The sequence below is a fragment of the Serratia sp. BFP-2025 genome (assembly GCF_050880365.1).
GTDB lineage: Bacteria > Pseudomonadota > Gammaproteobacteria > Enterobacterales > Enterobacteriaceae > Serratia > Serratia surfactantfaciens.
Genome location: NZ_JBPAFV010000005.1, coordinates 100,915 through 124,032, shown reverse-complemented (window position 1 = coordinate 124,032; position 23,118 = coordinate 100,915). Strand labels below are relative to the sequence as shown.

The window sequence follows — 23,118 nt, the reverse complement described above, 5'->3', positions numbered from 1 at the left end:
CTATGGTTAGGTTTGAAAATAAAGACCCCCTGATGTTGGCGCGCCAGCTGCCGATTAAATCCGTAGCGCTGATCCTGGCCGGCGGCCGCGGCTCACGTCTGAAAGATTTGACCTCCACCCGCGCCAAGCCCGCCGTCCACTTTGGCGGCAAGTTCCGCATCATCGATTTCGCCTTGTCGAACTGCCTGAACTCCGGCATTCGCCGCATCGGCGTGATCACGCAATACCAGTCGCACACGCTGGTGCAGCATATTCAGCGCGGCTGGTCGTTCCTTAACGAGGAGATGAATGAGTTCGTCGATCTGCTGCCGGCTCAGCAGCGCCTCAGCACCGAACATTGGTACAAGGGCACCGCCGACGCGGTGTACCAGAACCTGGACATCATTCGCCGTTATGAAGCCGAATACGTGGTGATCCTGGCGGGCGATCACATCTACAAGATGGATTACTCGCGCATGCTGATCGATCACGTCGAGAAGGGCGCTCAGTGCACCGTGGCCTGTCTGCCGGTGCCGCGCAGCGAAGCCAGCGAATTCGGCGTGATGAAGGTGGATGAAAGCGACCGCATCATCGAGTTTCTGGAAAAGCCCGCCGATCCACCGGCGATGCCGGGTAACCCGGATATGTCGCTGGCCAGCATGGGCATCTATATTTTTAATGCCGCCTATCTGTTCCAATTGCTGGAAGAGGATATGTCGACCCCCGGTTCCAGCCACGATTTCGGCAAGGATCTGATCCCGAAAATCACCGCGCAGCAGGCGGCGTGGGCGCATCCGTTTACCTTGTCCTGCGTGACGTCCAACCCCGACCTGCCGCCTTACTGGCGCGACGTGGGTACGCTGGACGCCTACTGGCGCGCTAACCTCGATCTGGCGTCGGTGACGCCGGAGCTGGACATGTATGACCGCGCCTGGCCGATCCGCACCCACATGGAGCCGCTGCCACCGGCCAAGTTCGTGCAGGATCGCTCCGGCAGCCACGGCATGACCATGAACTCGCTGGTGTCCGGCGGCTGCATCGTGTCCGGATCGGTGGTGGTGCATTCGGTGCTGTTCCCGCGTGTGCGAGTGAACTCGTTCTGCACCATCGACTCTACCGTATTGTTGCCGGACGTGAACGTCGGCCGTTCCTGCCGCCTGCGGCGCTGCATCATCGACCGCGCCTGCCATATTCCGGAAGGCATGGTGATCGGGGAAAACGCCGATGAGGACAGCAAGCGTTTTTATCGCTCGGAAGGCGGCATCGTGCTGGTGACGCGCGAAATGTTGTCAAAATTGTGAGTTAACGTGGGTGGCGGAACGATAGCCTGCCACCCGATGAACGGTTCGATGGCTTGCGCAACGCGGCACGCATAACAGCGGCAAGCCTGCTTTATTTCTTATCCAGAGGCCTTCGGCCGACTTTCAGGAGTGATAATGCAGGTCTTACACGTATGTTCTGAAATGTTCCCCCTGCTGAAAACAGGGGGGCTCGCAGACGTGGTTGGCGCACTGCCGGCGGCGCAAATCGCCGAAGGCGCCGATGTTCGGGTGCTATTGCCCGCTTTCCCTGACGTACGCAACGGCATTCCGGACACCGTGCTGGTGGCGGAAATCGACTCGTTCGCCGGCCGCGTTGGCCTGCGCTACGGCACCTACCATGGCGTGGGCATTTATCTGATCGACGCGCCCTGGCTGTATGACCGGCCGGGCAGCCCGTACCACGATCAATCCATGTACGCCTACCCCGACAACCACCGCCGCTTTGCGTTGCTGGGTTGGATGGCCTGCGAGCTGGCCAAGGGGCTGGACCGCTACTGGCGCCCGCAGCTGGTGCATGCCCATGACTGGCACGCCGGCCTGACCTGCGCCTATCTGGCCGCCAACGGCCATCCGGCACGTTCGGTGTTCACGGTGCATAACCTGGCCTATCAGGGCCTGTTCTCCGCCCATCACGTGACCGAACTGTGGCTGCCGGCGTCGTTTTACGACGTCTACGGCCTGGAGTTCTACGGCCAGATGTCGTTCCTCAAGGCCGGGCTGTTTTATGCCGACCACGTGACCGCCGTCAGCCCGACCTATGCGCGCGAAATCACCCGGCCGGAGTTCGGCTACGGCATGGAGGGGCTGCTGCAGGAGCGGCAGCGGCAGGGCAGGTTGAGCGGTATCCTCAATGGCGTCGACGACAAGATTTGGCATCCGGCCCACGATCCGCGGCTGACCGCCCGCTATGACGCCGACGATCTGAAAAGCAAGGTCAAAAACAAGCTGCATCTGCAAAAGACCATGGGGCTGAAGGTGGACGAATCGCTGCCGGTATTCGCGGTGGTGAGCCGTTTGACCAGCCAGAAAGGCCTGGACCTGGTGTTGCAGGCGTTGCCCGAACTGCTGGCGCAGGGCGGGCAGCTGGCGCTGCTGGGCGCCGGCGACGCGGTGCTGCAACAGGCGTTTCTGGCCGCCGCCGCCGACTATCCTGAACAGGTTGGCGTGCAGATTGGTTACCACGAATCCTTCTCCCACCGCATCATCGGCGGCGCCGACGTGATTCTGGTGCCGAGCCGCTTCGAGCCCTGTGGGCTGACGCAGCTCTACGGCCTGAAATACGGCACGCTGCCGCTGGTGCGCCGCACCGGCGGGCTGGCGGACACGGTGGTGGACTGCGCGCTGGAAAACCTGGCCGACGGCACCGCCAGCGGATTCGTGTTCGACGATTGCGACGCCGTCGCGCTCGGCAATGCCATTCGCCGCGCCATGGTGCTGTGGAGCCGGCCGAAACATTGGCGCCACGTTCAGCGTCACGCCATGAGCGTGGACTTCGGCTGGCCGGTGGCGGCGAAAGAGTATCTGTCGCTTTATCAACGCTTGTAGCCCGCGTTTCGCGTCTCGGGTTGACGCGCGGCGGGCAGCCGTTTGGGTTGATTGTCGGGGCGCGGCGTGCCGCGTCCATGTTCAGCGGGGCCAGCTATTCCGCGGCGGATGGCTGGGCTCCCTACAAGGGATTAAAAAGCCATGACTTCACCGTTTAGTTACACCTCACCTACGGTCAGTGTGGAAGCGCTGAAACACTCCATCGCCTATAAGCTGATGTTTATCGTCGGCAAGGATCCGGCCATCGCCAACCGGCACGACTGGCTGAACGCCGTGCTGTTCGCGGTGCGCGATCGCATGGTGGAGCGCTGGCTGCGCTCCAACCGCGCCCAGCTGTCGCAAGACGTGCGGCAGGTGTATTACCTGTCGATGGAGTTCCTGATCGGCCGCACCCTGTCGAACGCGCTGCTGTCGATGGGCATCTATCAGGACATCGACAACGCGCTGAACGAAATGGGCCTGAGTTTGGCGGAACTGCTGGAAGAAGAGAACGACCCCGGCCTCGGCAACGGCGGTCTGGGACGCCTGGCGGCCTGCTTCCTCGATTCGCTGGCGACGCTGGCGCTGCCGGGGCGCGGCTATGGCATTCGCTACGAATACGGCATGTTCAAGCAAAACATCGTCAACGGGCAGCAGATGGAATCGCCCGACTACTGGCTGGAATACGGCAATCCGTGGGAGTTTCCGCGCCACAACACCCGCTACAAGGTGCGCTTCGGCGGCCGCGTGCAGCAGGAGGGCGCCAAGGCGCGCTGGTTGGAGACCGAAGAGATCGTGGCCATCGCCTACGATCAGGTAATCCCCGGTTTCGACACCGACGCCACCAACACCCTGCGGCTGTGGAGCGCGCAGGCCAGTAACGAGATCAACCTCGGCAAATTCAACCAGGGCGACTACTTCGCGGCGGTGGAAGATAAAAACCACTCGGAAAACGTGTCGCGCGTGTTGTATCCGGACGACTCGACCTCTTCCGGGCGAGAGCTGCGGCTGCGGCAGGAGTATTTCCTGGTGTCGGCCACGGTGCAGGATATTCTCAACCGCCATTGGCTGATGCACAAAACCTTCGACAACCTGGCGGACAAGATCGCCATTCACCTCAACGACACCCACCCGGTGCTGTCGATTCCCGAGCTGATGCACCGGCTGATCGACGAACACAAATTCCAGTGGCTCGACGCCTGGGAAGTGGTGGAGCAGGTGTTCTCTTACACCAATCACACGTTGATGAGCGAGGCGCTGGAGACCTGGCCGGTGGATATGCTGGGCCGCATCCTGCCGCGCCATCTGCAGCTGATTTTCGAAATCAACGATCACTTCCTCAAGATGGTGCAGGAAGTGGCGCCGGGCGACAACGATCTGCTGGCGCGCGTCTCGATCATCGACGAAACCAACGGCCGCCGGGTGCGCATGGCGTGGCTGGCGGTAGTGGCCAGCCATAAGGTCAACGGCGTTTCCGCCCTGCATTCCGAACTGATGGTGCAGTCGCTGTTCGCCGACTTCGCCCGGCTGTTCCCCAATCGTTTCTGCAACAAAACCAACGGGGTGACGCCGCGCCGTTGGCTGGCGCTGGCCAACCCGCCGCTGGCGACGGTGCTGGACGACTGCATCGGCCATAATTGGCGCACCGATCTCAGCCAACTGAGCGAGATCAAAGCCAACATCGATTACCCGAGCTTCCTGCAGGCGGTGCAGCGCGCCAAGCGGCAGAACAAGGAGCGGTTGGCGCTGCATATCGCCAAAACGCTCAACGTGGTGGTCAATCCGGATGCGCTGTTCGACGTGCAGATCAAGCGTATCCACGAGTACAAACGCCAGTTGCTCAACGTGCTGCACGTCATCACGCTGTATAACCGTTTGCTGGACGATCCGGAAATCGAGCGCGTGCCGCGGGTGGTGATCTTCGCCGGTAAGGCTGCCTCGGCCTACTATGCCGCCAAACAAATTATCCGCTTGATCAACGACGTGGCCAAAGTGATCAACAACGATCCGCGCGTGCATACCCAGCTGAAGGTGGTGTTCATTCCGAACTACGGCGTCAGCCTGGCGCAGATCATCATTCCGGCGGCGGATCTGTCGGAACAGATCTCGCTGGCGGGCACCGAAGCCTCGGGCACCAGCAACATGAAGTTCGCGCTGAACGGCGCGCTGACCATCGGTACGCTGGACGGCGCCAACGTCGAGATGCGCGAGCATGTGGGGGAGGAGAACATCTTTATCTTCGGCAATACCGCCGAGCAGGTCGAGGAACTGCGCCGCAACGGTTACAACCCGCGCCAGTACTATGAGCAAGACCCTGAGCTGCATCAGGCGCTGACGCAGATCGCCACCGGCGTGTTCAGCCCGGAGGAGCCGAAACGCTATGGCAATTTGTTCGACTCATTGGTGAACCTCGGCGACCACTATCAGCTGTTGGCGGATTACCGCAGCTATGTGGACACGCAGGACAAGGTGGACGAGGTGTATCTCAATCAGGACGAGTGGACGCGGCGTGCGGTGCTGAATATCGCCAATATGGGCTACTTCTCATCCGATCGCACCATTCAGGAGTACGCGGATGAAATCTGGCACATTCAGCCGGTGAAACTGTAAAGCGTGAGAGCAAAAGAAAAGGGCCGGATAACCGGCCTTTTTTGTGACGCTGCGGCTCAGGAAGCCAGAGACAGCGCTTTCGTTTTCGCGTGTTCCGCCAGCCAGGCTTTCACGCGCGCCTGCTGCGCCTCGTCCAGCCACATGCCCAGCTTGGTGCGGCGCCAGATAGCGTCGTCCAGTTCTACGACCCACTCTTTCTCGGTCAGGTAACGCAGCTCGGCTTCATACAGACCGTGGCCGAAATCTTCGCCCAGATCGGCGAGGCCATTAGCGCCGGCCAGGATCAGCTCGCTCTGGCTGCCGTAGGTGCGGGCATAGCGACGCGCCAGGGCTTCCGGCAGCCAGCCGTGCGCGCGGCGCAGTTTGGCCGCGTAGCTGTCGCGGTCGCCGTCGATGTCACCGCCCGGCAGCGTGGCGTTTTTGGTCCACGCCGGGCCGCAGCCTGGGTAGTAATGCGCCAGTTTTTCCATCGCATGTTCGGCCAGCTTGCGGTAGGTGGTCAGCTTGCCGCCGAAGACCGACAGCAGCGGCGCCTTGCCTTGTTCGTCGTGCACGTCCAGCGTGTAATCGCGGGTGATCGCCTGCGGTGAGTCGGATTCGTCATCGCACAGCGGACGCACGCCGGAATAGGTCCAGACGATGTCGTCGCGGCCCAGCTGCTTCTTGAAGTGGTCGTTGTACACTTTCAGCAGATAAGCGATTTCGTTCTCGTCGATCTTCACGTCTTTCGGATCGCCTTTGTACTCCACGTCAGTGGTGCCGATGATGGAGAACTCGTCATTCCACGGGATCACGAACACGATGCGGTGGTCTTCGTTCTGCAGAATGTAAGACTGCGGCTGATCGTGCACGCGCGGTACCACGATGTGGCTGCCTTTGATCAGGCGGATGCCGTAAGGCGATTTCAGCTTCAGGCCGTCGTCGAAGAAGTTTTTCACCCACGGGCCGGTGGCGTTCACCAGGCCTTTGGCACGCCAGGTGAAGGTTTTGCCGCTGTCGATATCGACCGCTTCCACCATCCACAGGCCGTTTTCACGCCATGCGCGGGTCACTTTGGTGCGGGTGCGCACTTCGCCGCCGCGTTTTTCCACTTCCTGCGCGTTCAGCACCACCAGGCGAGCATCGTCAACCCAGCAGTCGGAATATTCGAAACCGCGCTTCAGTTCAGGCTTCAGCACCGACTCTGGTCCAAAGCGCAAGCCCTTGCTGCCCGGCAGGCTGGTGCGTTTGCCCAGGTGATCGTACAGGAACAGGCCGATGCGGATCATCCAGGCCGGACGCAGGTGCGGCTGGTGCGGCAGGCGGAAACGCATCGGGAACGCGATGTGCGGCGCCAGCTTCAGCAGCACTTCACGCTCGGCCAGCGCTTCGCTTACCAGACGGAATTCGTAGTGTTCCAGGTAGCGCAGGCCACCGTGGATCAGTTTGGAACTGGCGGAAGACGTAGCACAGGCCAAGTCTTGCGCTTCCAGTAGCAGTACCGACAGCCCGCGCCCGGCAGCATCCGCCGCGATGCCGGCACCGTTGATGCCGCCACCGATAACGATCAAGTCTTTGGTTTCCACGTCATCTTCCTCCAGATGTTCGAAATAGCTCTTTCATGTTCGTTTTCGCTCATGATTGTAATCAAAAACCAACAAGCAAGCCAAGAGTTAACCAAACAAAAACATTTAGGCGTGATAGAGGTAACAGTTTGGTGATGATAGTCACATAATTGATGTGGATATGGCACGGGCGCGCGGGCGGCGCTGGGCAAGGCGAGTAGAGGGGCGTGAAACGGGGCGGCGGTGCGCCCCGCAGGTTAAGACCGGATCAGCACAGCTCCAGCTGCACGTCGTACTGCTCGATGATTTTCATCACGCTCGGCGGCGGTAACTGATCGGTAAACAGGTAGTCGATCAGGTTCATGTTGCCCAGGTTGACCATGGCGTTGCGGCCGAATTTGGAGTGGTCGGTCACCAGCATCACACAGCGGGAATTTTCGATAATCGCGCGTTTGGTGCGCACTTCGTGATAGTCGAATTCGAGCAGCGAGCCGTCCATATCGATACCGCTGATGCCGAGAATGCCGTAATCGAGGCGGAATTGGGAGATGAAGTCCAGGGTGGCTTCGCCCATGATGCCGCCGTCGCGGGTGCGCACTTCACCGCCGGCCAGGATCAGGCGGAAATCTTCCTTGGCGGTCAGCAGGGTGGCGACGTTGAGGTTGTTGGTGACCACGCGCAGGTTCTTGTGGTTCATCAGCGCATGGGCCACCGCCTCCGGCGTGGTGCCGATATCGATGAACAGCGTGGCGCCATCCGGGATTTGGCTGGCGACGCGCTGCGCGATGCGGGCTTTCTCTTCCGACCACATCACCTTGCGATCGTTATAGGCAGCGTTGACCGAGCTGGAAGGCAGCGCCGCGCCGCCGTGGTGACGCTGGATCTTGTTCTGGTCGGCCAGGTCATTCAAATCGCGGCGAATCGTTTGCGGGCTGACGTCAAAATGTTCGACCAGCTCTTCCGTGCTGACGTAACCCTGCAGGCGCACCAGCTCGATAATTGCGTCATGACGCTGTGTTTGCTTCACGATAATCCCCTAAAACGCCCGCTATGCCCGCTGGGGCATAGCTCCCGGCTGTTATTGTTCGTTGTGTGCGCGATGACGCGTATCCCAAAATGCCATCAATAACCCTAACACTAAACCGGCTACGTGTGCCGCGTTGGCGATCGACATTCCTAACATATCGAAATATCCGGCCACCAGCCACAGCACCGAGAACGCCATCAGGCCGCGCGGCAGCATCAGGCCGCGCTCCGGCGCCCGTTCGCCCGAGAGCCAGACATAGCCCATCAGCGCATAGACCACGCCCGACAGCCCGCCGAACAGCGCGCCGCTGAACAGCGATTGCGCCCAGCCGCTGAAGAAGGCCGACACCACCGCCAGCACGAACAGCTTGCCGGCGCCGAGGCGTTTTTCCATCTGGCCGCCGAGATACCACCACCACATCAGGTTAAACAGAATATGCAGCAGGGAGAAATGCAGGAATGCATGGCTGATCCAGCGCCACAGCTGTAAATACTGGCTGCTGTCTTGCGGCCAGGAAAGCCAGTACATCACGGTGTCGTCGCCCAGCACCTGCATCAGGATATAGACCGCGATGCACAGCACCATCACGCCGAGCGTCAGCGGCCCGGCCTTGCTGCGCAGGGTGTGCAGGTAGGATTCGCTCTGATAATGCAGGCCGGCGTCGGTATGGCCGGTCTGCCAGCTGGCTGCCTGATAACGGCGGTTGAGCGGATCGGCCAGAAACTGCTGCAGCTCGTGTTGCACCTGCTCGAGGTGGCCGTCGTCGGCCAACCAGATTTCCGCCGCTTCGCCGCTGTTGCGCAGCTCAAGCCGGATGCCCTGGGTCGCCATATAGTCGACAAAGGCCAGCGCCAGGCGCGGGTTGGATATGGCGATTACTCTAACCATTGCTCTTCCGTCGTAAGTGAATGATTTTGGCCGCGGCTTGCGCGCCGGGACCCTGACGGCCGATTATAACGTCGAAATCCTGAGCGCTGGCAAACGGATCTGCGAAAAACCCGCGAAAACGCTCACAAAAACGCAGGGGAAGCCCGCCGATGCACGGCGGGCGGAGGGAATCAGGCGGAGGTTTCCACGTCTTGCGGATACTGACGGGCCCAGGCCTCGAAGCCGCCATCGATGCTGTAGACCGCGTCGAACCCCTGGTGCAGCAGGTATTGCGCCGCGCTGCGGCTGCTGTTGCCGTGGTAGCACATCACCATCACCGGCCGCTCGAAGTCGTTTTGCTGCATGAAAGCCGACAGGGTGGCGTTGGTGAGGTGAAAGGCGCCCGGCGTATGCCCGGCTTCAAAACTTTGCGGATCGCGGATGTCGACCAGGGCGGCGCTGCCTTCTTTCCAGCGGGCGTAGGCCTGCTCAACGTTGATCGCTTCGAACTGTTCCATACTGCTGACTGCCTCGTTATTGGGGGACGCCGCTATTGTAACCAACTCTGCGGCGTTTAAGACCAGAGGGATATCAGGGTTTTTAAGCACCGTACCCCATCATCTTCAACAGCTGCTGCGCCTGCTGCACCGCTTCCTGGCGATGGGCCACGCCCAGTTTCTGGTACAGATTGCGGATGTGCGTCTTGATGGTGGTGGCCGCCACGTCCAACTCGCCGGCGATCTGATCGTTGCTGTAACCGGAATAGATCAGCCCCAGCACCTGCCATTCGCGTTGGGTCAGCGGGCTGGTGCGGATAAGTTCCGGCACCTGCGGATGGGTCAGCAGTTTATCGACGAAGTTCTCGTCAAAATGCGCGAACTTGTGCCGATGATGCTGGTTGATGTCGCGCAGGATGCGCTGGGCGCGATGCTGCTCCAGCTCCGGCAGCGTGTTGAGCTGGATCAGCTGACGCAGTTGCTGCGCCATCGCTTCGCCCTCGATGACGAAGTGGCTGATAAAGCCGGTGCGGTTGGCCAGCGACAGCGCTTCGATCAACGCCTGCTGCGCTTCGCCTTTGCGCTCTTGCAGCCAGTAAAGCTGGTTGCTGAGCAGCAGGTTGCGGTTGAGATCGCTCACCAGTCGCAAGCGGCGAGCGTTTTCGTTCAGTTCATCCAGCACCACCCCTGCCTCTTCATACTGGCCGAGCAGGATCTGCACCCGCGCGATGTTGCGCCATTGGCCCTGCGTGAAGTGGTTGTCCGCCATGCCGGGTTTTTCGGTGTGGCGCAGCCACTGGGCGGCGGCGGCGGTGTCGCCGGTCATCTGCCAGTGGATCACCCGCGATTTGTCGGTATTGGTCAGCCAGTCGCGATGGTAGTGGGCGCCGTGCAGCAAGGTTTCGCAGCGCTGCAGGTGGGTGTTGGCGTTGTCCAGATCGCCGCGCGCCAGCGAGCATTTGGCTAACATGGCAATGCACTGCAGCTGCTGTTGCGGCTGGTAGTTCGCCAGGATTTTCAACCCGCTGCGCGCCGCGTCTTCAGCCTCGTCCAGCCGCGACCACGACCACAGGATCTGCGCGCGGATGCGCAGCAGGAACTCGTGCATCGGCAGCTGTTCCAGGTGCTGCTCGCGGATCAGTTCGAACGCCTTGTCCTGGGTTTCGTAAGCGGCCTGCAGAAAGCCTTGGGCGATAAGAATTTCGCTCTGCTGCAGCAGCGCCCAGAGCGCGTAATGGTTCGCCTGATGGCGTCGCGCCATCTGCTCGGTCTGCTGCATCATCGGCAGCGCGCGCGCCAGTTCGCCCTTGCAGTGGTGTACTTCGCCGGTCACCGAGGTGGCGACGATGCGGCTGTAATAGCTCGACAGCGGCAGGAATTTCAACGCTTCGGTCGCCAGCCGTTCGGCTTCTTCCGGTTTGCCGGCGTTGATCGCCACCTGGGCGCGCAAGGCGTCGAACTCGGCGTGCAGCGTTTGGTCTATCTCGATTTTCTGTTCGCGCATGGTGCGCTCGGCGCGCTCCAGCAGGGTGTTGACCTCACTGTAGCGGTGCTGGCTCTGCGCCAGCCAGGCCTGCAGCAGCGCCAGCTTGGGGTTTTGAATCAGGCGCTCATAAGGCAGCGCGTTGAGGCACTCCTCCAGCAAGGCCAGTTCGCTGTGGTGGAACAGCGACCAGGCGTGTTGCAGCAGGATATCGCGCAGCATGCTGACGTCGCTGGCCGCCAGCGCGTGGTGAATGGCCTCCGCCGGATACCCCAGCGCCAGCCAGCCTTCGGCGGCGGCGCGGTGCAAGCCCGGCAGCTCCAGCGCCAGTTCCCACTGGCAGCGCTGGCGCAGGAAAGAGGCGAACAGCGGGTGGAAGTTGAACCACTCGCCGGTGTCGTCCATGCGGTGGATAAACAGCCCCTGGCGCTCCAGCTCCTCCAACCGTTGCTGGCCGTTGTCTTCGCCGGTCAGCCGCACGATCAGCGCATCGTTCATCGAGCGCAGCACCGAACAGCGCAGCAGGAAGGCGCGCGCATCGGCATCGACGTGGTCCAGCACTTCATCCACCAGGTAGTCGGACAGATGGCTGGCGTTCAGCCCCGCCAGCCGCTTGGCCGACAGTTGGGCCGACGAGGCGGATTGGCGGGCCGACAGCGCGATCAGCTGCAGCGCGGTGGCCCAGCCTTCGACTTCATCGCACAGACGGCTGCTGTCCTGCTGTTCCATCGGCGCCGCCAGGCGGCAATCGAAGAACTGTTTGGCTTCCTGATGGGTGAACGCCAACTGTTGCGTCCCCATTTCCAGCAGCTGATCGCGCACCCGCAGATTGGCGATACCGAGCGGCGGCAGGGTGCGCGAGAGCAGGATCAGCGTCAGGTTCTCCGGCTGATGGCGCAGGAAAAAGCGCATGGCTTCGTGGATAGCGTCGTTGGTGATCAGATGGTAGTCGTCAATGACCAGATACAGTGGCTGATGCCAGTCGGCCAGCTCGATAAACAGCTGGGCGAACAGCGCCGACAGGCTGGCGTACTGGTGTTTCTGGCTCAGCGCCTCGCTCTTGACGCAGCGGCCGCCGCTGGCCTGCTGCAGCGCGGCGATCAGGTAGCTGGCGAAGCGCTCCGGCTGGTTGTCGCTCTCATCCAGGGAATACCAGCCCAGATCGGCTTTGCCGGCCGCCCATTGGGCGATCAGCGTGGTTTTCCCGTATCCCGCCGGGCAATTGACCAGTGTCAGGCGATAGTTGCCCGCGCTGGCCAGTTTGGCCAGCAGGCGATCGCGGATCACGGTATTTTGCAGCCGTACCGGGCGGCTCAGTTTTGATGGGATCAGCATAGTATTCCAGGGTATAAATCGCGGTTCCCGCCGGGATTGGAGTGGCGCTAATTATTTTATGGTTCGTAATTAATAGCTCCCCCTAACTTCTGCCAACCCTAAACGTATTGCAACAAGCTTCCGCATCGGCTTGGAGTTAAGTTGCTGCCGATCACACTTTTTTACGTTTGGCGCCGGCGCGCGGCGATGCGATGGCGGATCGCATTTCCGGCCATGGACAAAACTTCAGCAGCGCGAATACTTGTGCTAACGTCATGGTTAACGTTCTCAGTGCTCGCCGCACGCGTTGGCGGGCTTTTTTGCATCGTTGCAAGGGAGTCAAAAAGTGCCTGAGATCACAATTCCAGCTACGCCCCAATCCTCCTCCCCAGCTAATCCCCAGGCGGGATGATGCCGTCAGGCTTTCTCACCGGCACGATAGCGGCAATTTGACCCACTTACTGGATAGAGAGTTTTCCTTATGTTACAGCCTACGCTCAAGAAGGATGCTTTTCTGGCGGCGCTTGCCCGCCAGTGGCAACGGTTCGGCCTCAGTTCCGCACAGCAGATGACGCAACATCAATGGTGGGAAGCCGTCAGCGCGGCACTGGCCGAGCAGTTGGCCGCACAGCCGGCGCCGCGTAAAAGCGCCAAGCCGCTGCGCCACGTGAACTACATCTCGATGGAGTTTCTGATCGGCCGATTGACGGCGAACAACCTGATCAACCTGGGTTGGTACGACACCGTCGAGCAGGCGCTGGCGGAGCAGAACATCAAGCTGGCGGACCTGCTGGAACAGGAAACCGATCCGGCGCTGGGCAACGGCGGGCTGGGGCGCTTGGCGGCCTGTTTCCTCGATTCGATGGCGACGGTGGAACAACCGGCCACCGGCTATGGGCTGAATTATCAGTATGGGCTGTTCCGCCAGTCGTTCCGCGATGGGCAGCAGCAAGAGGCGCCGGATAACTGGCAGCGCGAGAGCTACCCGTGGTTCCGCCACAACGCCGCGCTGGCGGTGGACGTGGGCATCGGCGGCAAGCTGGAAAAGCAGGCCGACGGCCGCGAACTGTGGCGTCCGGCCTTCACCCTGCGCGGCGAAGCCTGGGATTTGCCGGTTCTGGGGTATCGCAACGGCGTGGCGCAGCCGCTGCGCCTGTGGCAGGCGACTCATCAGCATCCGTTCAACCTGAGCGATTTCAACGACGGCAAGTTCCTGCAGGCTGAGAAGCAGGGCGTAGAAGCCGACAAGCTGACCAAGGTGCTCTACCCGAACGACAACCATCAGGCCGGCAAACGCCTGCGCCTGATGCAGCAGTATTTCCAGTGTGCCTGCTCGGTGGCGGATATTTTACGCAAGCACCATCAGGCCGGCCGCAAGATTGAAGAACTGCCGAAGTATGAAGTGATCCAGCTGAACGACACCCACCCGACCATCGCCATTCCGGAAATGCTGCGCATTCTGCTGGACGAGCACCAGCTGGAGTGGGAGGCGGCCTGGGCAATCACCAGCAACACCTTTGCCTATACCAACCACACCCTGATGCCGGAAGCGTTGGAGTGCTGGGATGAGAAATTGGTGCGCAGCCTGCTGCCGCGCCATTTCTCCATCATCAAACAGATCAACGTCAGGTTCAAAAAGCGGGTGGATAAGCACTGGCCGGGCGACGAGGCGGTGTGGGCCAAGCTGGCGGTGCACCATAACAAGCAGGTGCGCATGGCCAACCTGTGCGTGGTCAGCGGCTTTGCGGTCAACGGCGTGGCGCAGCTGCATTCGGATCTGGTGGTGAAAGATCTGTTCCCGGAATACCACCAGCTGTGGCCGAATAAATTCCATAACGTCACCAACGGCATCACGCCGCGCCGCTGGCTGAAACAGTGCAACCCGGCGCTGTCGGGCTTGATCGACGAGACGTTGAAGGTGGAGTGGGCGAACGATCTTGACGCGCTGCGCGGGCTGGAGAAATTCGCCGACGACGCGGCGTTCCGCCAGCGTTATCAGCAGATCAAACGCGACAACAAGGTGGCGCTGGCCCATTACGTGCACGACGTGATGGGGCTGACGCTCGACCCGGATGCGATCTTCGATGTGCAGATTAAGCGTTTGCACGAGTACAAACGCCAGCACCTGAACCTGCTGCACATCCTGTCGCTGTATCGCCAGCTGCGCGACAACCCGAATCTGGACATCGTGCCGCGCGTCTTCCTGTTCGGCGCCAAGGCGGCGCCGGGCTACTACCTGGCGAAGAACATTATCTACGCCATTAACCAGGCGGCCGAGAAGATCAATCACGATCCGCTGGTGAAAGATCGCCTGAAAGTGGCGTTTATTCCCGACTACCGCGTGTCGGTAGCCGAACTGATGATCCCGGCGGCGGATATCTCCGAGCAGATCTCCACCGCCGGTAAAGAGGCCTCCGGCACCGGCAACATGAAGCTGGCGCTGAACGGCGCGCTGACGGTGGGGACACTGGACGGCGCCAACGTCGAAATCGCCGAGCAGGTGGGCGAAGACAATATCTTCATATTCGGCAATACCGTGGAGCAGGTGAAGGCGATATTCGCGAAGGGCTACGATCCGCTCAGCTACCGCAAGAAAGACAAACACCTGAAGGCGATTCTGGACGAACTGGCGAGCGGCGCGTTCAGCCACGGCGACAAGCACGCGTTCGACATGATGCTGCACAGTCTGCTGGAAGGCGGCGATCCCTATCTGGTGCTGGCGGATTTCGCCTCGTACTGCCAGGCGCAGAGCCGGGTCGATGAACTGTACCGCGATCGGGATGAATGGACGCGGCGGACTATCCTTAACACCGCGCGCGTCGGCATGTTCAGTTCGGATCGCTCGATTCGCGATTACCAGCAGCGCATCTGGCAAGCCAAACGTTAAGGAGAGCGAATGGATCGCAAGCGTATCGATCAGGCGGCAGCGCAGGCGGGGATCGCTGCCGATTTCATCAATGCCCACGGCAAGCGGCAGGCGATTGAACCGGAGACCAAGCGCAAGCTATTGGCGGCCATGAACTGGGGCGCTGCCGAGCGGGAAAGCGCGCCGCCGCCGTTACCGGCGGTCAAGGTGTTCTATCAGGGCGCGCCGTTGGCGCTGACGCCGGCGGGCGAAGGCGAATATCTGTGGGCGCTGCAGCGTGAAGACGGCGAATGCTTGCAGGGCCGCGCCGGCGCGCGCAAGACCCTGACGCTGCCCGGCGATCTGCCGGCGGGTTACCACCAGTTGACGTTGAGCCAGGGCGCCCAGCAGTGGTCATGCCGGGTGATCGTCGCGCCGAGGCGCTGCTTTGAGCCGGACGCCTTGCTGACCGGCAAAAAACTGTGGGGCGCCTGCGTTCAGCTGTATACGCTGCGTTCCGATCGTAACTGGGGCATCGGCGATTTCGGCGATCTGCGCCTGATGGTAGAAGAGGTGGGCGAGCGCGGCGGCGCTTTTGTCGGTCTCAATCCGATCCATGCTCTGTACCCGGCCAACCCGGAGAGCGCCAGCCCCTACAGCCCCTCGTCGCGCCGCTGGCTGAATCTGGCGTACATCGATGTCAATGCCGTGGAGGATTTCCAACGCAGCGAAGCGGCGCAGCGCTGGTGGCAGAAGCCGGCGACGCAGAAACAGTTGGCCAAGGCGCGCGCCACGGAGTGGGTGGATTATACCGCCGTGATGCAGCTGAAACTGGCGGCGCTGAAGCTGGCGTTCCCGCTGTTTCAGGCGCGCAAGCCGAACGACGCGCAGCGTCAGGCGTTCGAGCTGTTCGTGACGGACGGCAGCGACAGCCTGTATCAGCAGGCGGCGTTCGACGCGCTGCATGCCCATTTGGCGGCGGAGGACGTCAGTCAGTGGGGGTGGCCGGCCTGGCCCGAGCGTTATCGGCAGGGGGATGGCGAAGCGGTGCGGCAGTTCTGCGCCGAACATCAGGAGGCGGTCCGTTTTTACCTGTGGCTGCAGTGGCTGGCGGCCACGCAGTTCGCGCAGTGTTTTGAGCAGAGTCAGCAGCAGCAGATGCCGATCGGCCTGTATCGCGATCTGGCGGTCGGCGTGGCGGAAGGCGGAGCGGAAACCTGGTGCGACCGCGAGCTGTACTGCCTGAAAGCGTCGGTCGGTGCGCCGCCGGATATTCTGGGGCCGCTGGGGCAAAATTGGGGCCTGCCGCCGATGGATCCGCACGTGATGGCGGCGCGCGGCTATCAGCCGTTTATCGATCTGTTGCGTGCCAACATGACCAGCTGCGGCGCGCTGCGTATCGATCACGTGATGGCGCTGCTGCGGTTGTGGTGGATCCCTTATGGCGAAACTGCCGATCGCGGCGCCTACGTCAAATACCCGGTGGACGATCTGCTGGCGGTGCTGGCGCTGGAAAGTCAGCGTCATCGCTGCATGGTGATCGGCGAGGATCTTGGCACGGTGCCGGTGGAGATCGTCGGCAAGCTGCGCGACAGCGGCGTCTACTCTTACAAAGTGCTCTATTTCGAAAGCGACGGCGAGCACCATTTCCGCGCACCGCAGGCCTATCCGGTGCAGGCGATGGCGACCATCACCACCCACGATTTGCCGACGCTGCGCGGCTATTGGCAAAGCGACGATCTGACGCTCGGCAACCGGCTGGGGCTTTATCCGGACGCGGCAATACTGCGGGAGCTGTTCGCCGACCGGGAACGCGCCAAGCAGGGGTTGCTGGATGGGTTGCATCACTACGGCTGCGTGCCGCAGAAGGTGGGCAAAAGGGCGGCGCTGCTCGGCATGAGCCCGCTGCTCAATCGCGGCCTGCAACGTTATGTCGCCGACAGCGCCAGCGCCTTGCTCGGCCTGCAGCCGGAAGACTGGCTGGACATGGCCGATCCGGTCAACATTCCCGGCACCAGCGATCAATACCCTAACTGGCGGCGCAAGTTGACCCAGACGCTGGAGGAGATGTTCGCCGATCCGCGGATAAACCGGCTGCTGAAGGATTTGGATAAACGGCGCCGCAAGGTGTCGGTGGGCTGAAAACGACAATGCCGGAACGGGTTCCCCCTTCCGGCATTGTGTTATCTACCGTGGCGCGAGCGCCGGGTATCAGTAGTAAGAGTGCTCACCGCGCTGGTGCTCGGTGAGATCACGCACGCCTTTCAGTTCCGGGAACTTCTGCAGGAGCTCTTTCTCGATGCCTTCTTTCAACGTGACGTCCACCATCGAACAGCCGTTGCAACCGCCGCCGAACTGCAGGATGGCCATGTTGTCGTCGGTGATCTCCATCAGCGTTACGCGGCCGCCGTGGCCCGCCAGCTGCGGGTTGATCTGCGATTGCAGCACGTATTCCACGCGCTCCATCAGCGGTGCGTCGTCATCGACCTTGCGCATCTTGGCATTCGGCGCTTTCAGCGTCAGCTGAGAACCCAGCTGGTCGGTCACGAAGTCGATTTCGGCGTCTTCCAGATACGGCGCGCTCAGCTCATCGACATAGGCGGACAGCTTGTCGAACTTCAGTTCGGTATCCGTCGCTTCTACCGCGTCCGGCGGGCAATAAGAGACACCGCATTCGGCCGTCGGCGTGCCCGGGTTGATCACGAATACGCGGATTTGGGTGCCTTCTTCTTGATTTGCCAGCAGTTTGGCAAAGTGTTCCTGTGCAGCATCTGTTATACGGATCATAGCATTAGCTCAATAGTTGACTTCTATAGTCGGTTATAATACGCCCATTGCCGTGGCACTACAACGTGCGGCAAACGCACCATATCTGCACCGAGGCGGCACCTTGCCGCCGCAGCAGCGCCGCGATCGCCGAGACGGTGCTGCCGGTGGTCACCACGTCATCCACCAGGGCGATATGCCGGCCGGCGACCGGCACGGTACAGGCGAACGCGCGCTGCAGATTGCGCCTGCGGGCCGAGGCGCTCAGCCGCTGTTGCAGGGCGGTTTTGCGTACCCGGCGCAAGGCGGTGGGCCGATAGGCACAGCCCAGCCAGCGCGCCAGCTGCCGGGCCAACAGATCGCTCTGGTTATAACCCCGGCGCCAGCAGCGCGTTGCATGCAAAGGTACCGCTAAAATCAGGTCGGGTCTGTTCAGATACTGCTCTGCGCGCGCCTGCCGCCACTGCAGCAGCATCAGGCGCGCCAACGCCGGCGCCAATTCGGGCGCGCGGTGAAATTTGAACCTTTTTACCAGCAGGCTGAGCGGCGTCACGTAGTCGCCGACGAACACCAGCCGCTGCCAGGGCGGCGGCCGTTGCAGGCAGCGGCCGCAGGGCGTTTGCGTATCACCGGCGGGCAGCCCGCAGCACGGGCAACACGGCGGCCTGGCCGGCAGATGGCGCAAACAGCAGCTGCAGATGCCATGACGCATCAGGCTTAATGGCTGCCGGCATAGCCAACAGCGGCCGCGGGTTGATAGCATAGCGTCTCCGAGACGAATAGGCATGAAAGGACAATAACCAATGACAGCGCTGTACTGGCAAACGATAGGTGAAGGCGAACGCGATCTTGTGCTGCTGCACGGTTGGGGATTGAACGCTGAAGTGTGGAGTTGCATTCAGGCGCGACTGACGCCGCATTTTCGCCTGCATCTGGTCGACCTGCCGGGATACGGCCGCAGCCAGGGATTCGGCGCTCTGTCGCTAGAGCAGATGACGGAGATTGTGCTGGCGGCCGCCCCGCCGCAGGCCTGGTGGCTCGGCTGGTCGCTCGGTGGGCTGGTGGCCAGCCAGGCGGCGTTGATGCAGCCGCAGCGGGTCAATGGGCTTATCACCGTGGCTTCCTCGCCATGCTTTGCCGCTCGCGATGAGTGGCCGGGGATCCGTCCGGACGTGCTGAGCGGTTTCCAGCACCAGCTGAGCCTGGATTTCCAACGCACCGTCGAGCGTTTTCTGGCGCTGCAGACGCTGGGCACCGAAAGCGCGCGTCAGGATGCGCGCCAGCTGAAAGCGGTGGTGCTCAACCAGCCGACGCCGAGCGTCGAGGTGCTGAACGGCGGGCTGGAGATCCTGCGCACCGCCGATCTGCGTGCGCCTCTGGCGGCGCTGGATCTGCCGCTGCTGCGGATCTATGGCTATCTGGACGGGCTGGTGCCACGCAAGGTCGCCGAGCTGCTCGATACCGCCTGGCCGAACTCCACGTCGCAGATGGTGGCTAAGGCCGCTCATGCGCCGTTTATCTCTCATCCCGACGAATTTGTGACGACGATCGAAGCGTTTATTGCAGCACATTGAATGCGGCGGCAAAACGCACAATAAGGTGCGAAAAAAAACACCGCCGGGTGGATAAAAGACAAAGCTGTTCGATACTTAGTGAGTCAATGCGTTGGCTGCAAAATGAAAAGACCGTACGCGGCGCTTTTCATTTTGGCGTTTCGTCTCTGGGAAACAGGCACCGTCAGGGAAAGCAACGGAGCCTGAGGATGTCGCGGCAGCCTGATGTACTACGCATGGATTCTTGACGGCTTTCATAACAGATAAATTATCCATTGAGAGGTTAGTGTCATGAAATCATTGAAGATGATTATTGCAGCGGCAGTGCTGGGTTCGGTGTCTTTCGGCTCCATGGCGGCAACCCTGCTGACCAAGGAGGATCTGGATAAAAACCCGGGTAAATACGAGAAGATCGGCACCGTGACCACCACGGCGCAGACCACGTCGCCGATGGATGCCAAGGAAGAGCTGTCCAAACTGGCGGACGAAAAGGGCGGGCAATATTACGTGGTTCTGGCGGGTCGCGAACACGGTAAATTCAGCGCCATCGCCGAAGTTTACAAAGACAAGAAATAAGCCTTCAACGGCAAAGGGGCGCCCGCCGTGGCGCCCCCGATCTTCAGGCCTTCAGCCGGTAGATAACCGTGCCGCACCCCTGGCCCTGCGGGCAGCTTTTGCAGCTGCCGCTCAGACAGGCGCCCTCATCCTGTTCGATACGCTCCACTTTCCCCATCGCCGCCAAACGGTCCAGCATCGCCTGCACCAGCGGCAGCGGCGTCGCCAGCGATTGGCTGAGCTGCTGCGCCTGGGCGCTGCCGAGCAGCGCCAGCGCATCGCGCACCTGCAGCAGCCCGGCCATCAGTGGCAATTCCCTTTGGCGCCCTGGCAGCAGGCCGCCGGCGTGGCGTTGCCCAGGCGTACCGTGACGCGACTGCGTGCCCGGCGCAGGCCGAACAGTACCAGCAGATTCACCGCCACCACGGCCAGGATCGCCGTCAGGCTGTACTGCGGGTGTTGGTTGAAGGTCGCCGCCTGATAGAACAGCGTTGCCAGCGAATAGGCGACGTTCAGCCCCCACAGGATGGAGAATGTCATCCAACCGCGGCTCGATTCACGGGCGATGGCGCCCATCACCGAGACGCAAGGCACATATAGCAGCACGAAGATCAGGTAGCTGTAGGCGGAGATGCCCGAGCCGAATTTGCTGCTCATCACCCCCATCGAGCCGACGCCCATCTCGCCGTCGCCCTTGCTGGCTTCGATCGGGTTGGAGAGCACGCTCAGGCTGAAGGTGTTTTTCAGGCCGTCCCAGGTTTCCTGCAGCGCGCCGCCCAGCTCATCGAGCAGATTGAAGTTGGCGGCGTCGAACGCTTCTTTGTTGATATGCTCGGCGGTATACAGCGTATTCAGCGTGCCGACCACCACTTCTTTTGCCATCGCGCCGGTCACCAGCCCGACGGTGGCCTGCCAGTTGTCGCTGTGGACGCCCATCGGTTGCAGCAGCGGCGTCAGCACCTTGGAGACCGAGGCCAGCGCGGAGTCGTTGATGTTGTCGACCGTCTTGCCGCTGAACGAGAAGCTGTTCAGGCCGCCGATAAATATGCTGGCCACCACGATCACCTTACCGGCGCGCAGCACGAAACCTTTCAACCGCTGCCAGGTTTGCAGCAGCAGGCTTTTCAGGTGCGGCACGTGATAGACCGGCAGCTCCATCACGAACGGCGAGGCTTCGCCGCGCATGATGGTGTATTTCAGCACCAGACCGGTGAGAATCGCCACCGCGATGCCGAGCAGGTACAGCGAGAACACTACCCCGGCGCCGTCCTGGCCGAAGAAGGCGGCGGCGAAGACCGCGAAGATAGCCAGACGCGCGCCACAGGACATGAACGGCGCCATCATGATGGTGATCAGCCGCTCTCGCTGGGCGTCCAGCGTGCGGGCGCCCATGATGGACGGCACGTTGCAGCCGAAGCCGACGATCAGCGGCACGAAGGATTTGCCCGGCAGCCCGAGCGCCTGCATCAGGCGGTCCATCACGAACGCCGCGCGTGCCATATAGCCGGAATCCTCCAGGAACGACAGGAACAGGTACATCATGCCGATCTGCGGCACCAGCGGCAGCACGGTGTTGATGCCGCCGCCGACGCCCTGCGCCAGGAAGACGGTCAGCCAGTCGGGGAAGTGCAGGGTATAACCCAGCCACTGAATGCCCTGGATGAAGATCGCCGCCGAGCCGATATCGAAGATCGGCTGCAGCGCGCCGCCGATGTTGATCGCCAGCAGGAACATCAGGTACATCACCAGCAGGAAGATCGGCACGCCCAGCCAGCGGTTGAGGATCACTTTATCCAGCAGCTCGGTCAGGCGGTTGGGCATCGCCTGCTGCGAGTTGCTGACCGCGTCGCACAGGGTGGCGATAGACTGGTAGCGCGCGTCGGCGATCACCAGTGCCGGGTCTTCTTGCTGCTGCTGTTGCAATGCCTGGGTAGCCGCAGGCAGCAGCGCGACGGCGGGGCCGGCCAGCCGGTGGCTGTAAATGTCGCCTTCCAGCATCTGCAGCGCCAGCCAGCGGCGCTGCGCCGCCGGCAGCGTTTGCGGCATGGCGTCGCTCAGCGTGGCGACCTCTTTCAGCAACAGCGGCGGGTAGTTCACCAGCGCCTGCTGCTCGTTGATGTGATGATTGTCGATCATCTGCTTCAGCACGCCGATGCCGTCGGCGCGGGTGGAGACCATCGGCACCACCGGGCAACCGAGGCGTGCCGACAGCGCGGCGACGTCGATATCGATATGCTGGCTTTTGGCGATGTCGAGCATGTTCAGCGCCACGATGCAGGGAATGCCCAGCTCCAGCAGCTGCAGCGTCAGATAGAGATTGCGCTCCAGGTTGGAGGCGTCGACCACGTTGATTAGCAGATCGGCGTCGCCGCTCAAAATGTAGTGGCAGGCGATCTGCTCATCGAGCGAGGTCTGTTCCGAGATGGTGGTGAGGGAGTAGGTGCCGGGCAGATCGACCAGCCGCACGTCGGACTGCGGGGTAGTGAAATGGCCTTCTTTGCGTTCGACCGTCACGCCCGCCCAGTTGCCGACCCGTTGGCGCGCGCCGGTCAGCTGGTTGAACAGCGTGGTTTTGCCGGAGTTCGGGTTACCGATTAAACCGATGGTGAGTTTTTTCATAGTTCAGCGTGTCGTCTTCAAGGAGAACAGCGCCGGCGCAAAGGCGCGTCGGCAAACGGAGGGCGCGCCGGCTCAGGACTGACCGTCGAGTTGCAGCAGCGCCAGATCCTTCCTGCGCAGCACCAGGCTGACGCGGCGAGTTTTAATTTCTATCGGATCGCCCAGCGGTGCGACGCGCACCACTTCGAATGAAGAGCCGGGCAGCATGCCGAGCGATAACAGTTTCTGGCGATAGGCCGGCGCAATTTCACTGGAAAAGCCGGCGATTTTATACGTGTGTTTAGGTTGAAGCTGCATGTGATTAACCTTCCGGGTGCCGATGAACATCGGGCTGATAATAATTGGACGTTGCCGGCGAAAATGCCACGCCGTCGGCGCTATTCATCCATAAGGTCATGCAATAAATTGAGCGCAAATAATAGTAATTATCATTATCGCGTTCAATACAAAAAGTAAGGGTATTGTAACCAATTATTATGGCGGCGGCAGTTTTTGGTTGTGTCGCTTTGATAAGCCCCGTTTTACCACTGCTTTTACTCGGCGACAAATGAGAATGGTGAGTTAAATCAGTTGCGTATTTGTAGCCGAATTTTCTCGTTTGCAAATATTGATG

Annotated in this window: 17 protein-coding genes; 7 read left to right on the top strand and 10 right to left on the bottom strand. The window is 61.3% G+C overall.

Annotated features, from left to right (window positions below):
• Positions 1-2: 2 nt before the first annotated feature.
• The 3 genes from glgC to glgP all read left to right on the top strand — a co-directional run bounded on the left by glgC (position 3) and on the right by glgP (position 5,435).
• On the top strand, positions 3-1,280 hold the full coding sequence (gene glgC / locus ACRAWE_RS22700; protein WP_019455185.1) for a glucose-1-phosphate adenylyltransferase: 1,278 nt from the start codon (positions 3-5) through the stop codon (positions 1,278-1,280).
• Positions 1,281-1,415: 135 nt separating this feature from the next.
• Positions 1,416-2,846 (top strand): glycogen synthase GlgA, encoded by a 1,431-nt coding sequence (gene glgA, locus ACRAWE_RS22695; protein ID WP_063918386.1) that lies wholly within the window; start codon positions 1,416-1,418, stop codon positions 2,844-2,846.
• Positions 2,847-2,987: 141 nt separating this feature from the next.
• Positions 2,988-5,435, top strand: coding sequence for a glycogen phosphorylase (gene glgP / locus ACRAWE_RS22690; protein ID WP_063918387.1), 2,448 nt, complete (start codon positions 2,988-2,990; stop codon positions 5,433-5,435).
• A 56-nt stretch (positions 5,436-5,491) separates the two neighbouring features.
• Here the strand turns inward: glgP and glpD are convergent, their stop codons facing one another.
• From glpD to malT, 5 genes are all read right to left on the bottom strand, one after another.
• Entirely contained in the window at positions 5,492-7,000 is a 1,509-nt protein-coding gene (gene glpD, locus ACRAWE_RS22685) for a glycerol-3-phosphate dehydrogenase (protein ID WP_019455182.1), read from the bottom strand.
• Between the two features lie 247 nt (positions 7,001-7,247).
• Positions 7,248-8,006, bottom strand: a complete 759-nt coding sequence (locus ACRAWE_RS22680; RefSeq protein WP_004930797.1) for a DeoR/GlpR family transcriptional regulator — start codon at positions 8,004-8,006, stop codon at positions 7,248-7,250.
• A gap of 51 nt (positions 8,007-8,057) precedes the next feature.
• On the bottom strand, positions 8,058-8,894 hold the full coding sequence (gene glpG, locus ACRAWE_RS22675; RefSeq protein WP_019455181.1) for a rhomboid family intramembrane serine protease GlpG: 837 nt from the start codon (positions 8,892-8,894) through the stop codon (positions 8,058-8,060).
• Positions 8,895-9,064: 170 nt separating this feature from the next.
• Complete coding sequence (gene glpE / locus ACRAWE_RS22670; protein WP_019455180.1) at positions 9,065-9,391, bottom strand: thiosulfate sulfurtransferase GlpE; 327 nt, start codon at positions 9,389-9,391, stop codon at positions 9,065-9,067.
• Between the two features lie 82 nt (positions 9,392-9,473).
• Complete coding sequence (malT, locus tag ACRAWE_RS22665; protein ID WP_033631899.1) at positions 9,474-12,188, bottom strand: HTH-type transcriptional regulator MalT; 2,715 nt, start codon at positions 12,186-12,188, stop codon at positions 9,474-9,476.
• 460 nt (positions 12,189-12,648) lie between these two features.
• Between malT and malP the strand changes: the two genes are divergently transcribed.
• Positions 12,649-15,054 carry a maltodextrin phosphorylase gene (gene malP / locus ACRAWE_RS22660; protein WP_432525914.1) on the top strand — a complete coding sequence of 802 codons (2,406 nt, stop codon included), beginning with the start codon at positions 12,649-12,651 and terminating at the stop codon, positions 15,052-15,054.
• Between the two features lie 9 nt (positions 15,055-15,063).
• The gene (gene malQ / locus ACRAWE_RS22655; protein WP_432525913.1) at positions 15,064-17,154 is read left to right on the top strand and encodes a 4-alpha-glucanotransferase; all 2,091 of its coding nucleotides are present in this window, start codon (positions 15,064-15,066) and stop codon (positions 17,152-17,154) included.
• A gap of 69 nt (positions 17,155-17,223) precedes the next feature.
• Here malQ and nfuA read toward each other — a convergent pair whose 3' ends face one another.
• Positions 17,224-17,799, bottom strand: a complete 576-nt coding sequence (gene nfuA, locus ACRAWE_RS22650) for a Fe-S biogenesis protein NfuA (protein WP_004930777.1) — start codon at positions 17,797-17,799, stop codon at positions 17,224-17,226.
• A 58-nt stretch (positions 17,800-17,857) separates the two neighbouring features.
• Positions 17,858-18,541, bottom strand: a complete 684-nt coding sequence (gntX, locus tag ACRAWE_RS22645; protein WP_063918390.1) for a DNA utilization protein GntX — start codon at positions 18,539-18,541, stop codon at positions 17,858-17,860.
• A 40-nt stretch (positions 18,542-18,581) separates the two neighbouring features.
• On the opposite strand from gntX, the gene bioH reads away from it, so the two are divergent.
• Positions 18,582-19,352 carry a pimeloyl-ACP methyl ester esterase BioH gene (gene bioH / locus ACRAWE_RS22640; RefSeq protein WP_019455165.1) on the top strand — a complete coding sequence of 257 codons (771 nt, stop codon included), beginning with the start codon at positions 18,582-18,584 and terminating at the stop codon, positions 19,350-19,352.
• A 270-nt stretch (positions 19,353-19,622) separates the two neighbouring features.
• Positions 19,623-19,907 (top strand): YdgH/BhsA/McbA-like domain containing protein, encoded by a 285-nt coding sequence (locus ACRAWE_RS22635; RefSeq protein ID WP_019455164.1) that lies wholly within the window; start codon positions 19,623-19,625, stop codon positions 19,905-19,907.
• Positions 19,908-19,950: 43 nt separating this feature from the next.
• On the opposite strand, the gene ACRAWE_RS22630 is transcribed toward ACRAWE_RS22635, so the two are convergent.
• The 3 genes from ACRAWE_RS22630 to feoA form a co-directional block, all read right to left on the bottom strand.
• Positions 19,951-20,190, bottom strand: coding sequence for a FeoC-like transcriptional regulator (locus tag ACRAWE_RS22630; RefSeq protein ID WP_063918391.1), 240 nt, complete (start codon positions 20,188-20,190; stop codon positions 19,951-19,953).
• Positions 20,190-22,505, bottom strand: coding sequence for a Fe(2+) transporter permease subunit FeoB (feoB, locus tag ACRAWE_RS22625; RefSeq protein WP_019455162.1), 2,316 nt, complete (start codon positions 22,503-22,505; stop codon positions 20,190-20,192). Before feoB ends, ACRAWE_RS22630 begins: the two co-directional genes overlap by 1 nt.
• Positions 22,506-22,577: 72 nt before the next feature.
• Positions 22,578-22,802, bottom strand: coding sequence for a ferrous iron transporter A (gene feoA / locus ACRAWE_RS22620; protein ID WP_025159900.1), 225 nt, complete (start codon positions 22,800-22,802; stop codon positions 22,578-22,580).
• Between the last annotated feature and the right edge of the window lie 316 nt (positions 22,803-23,118).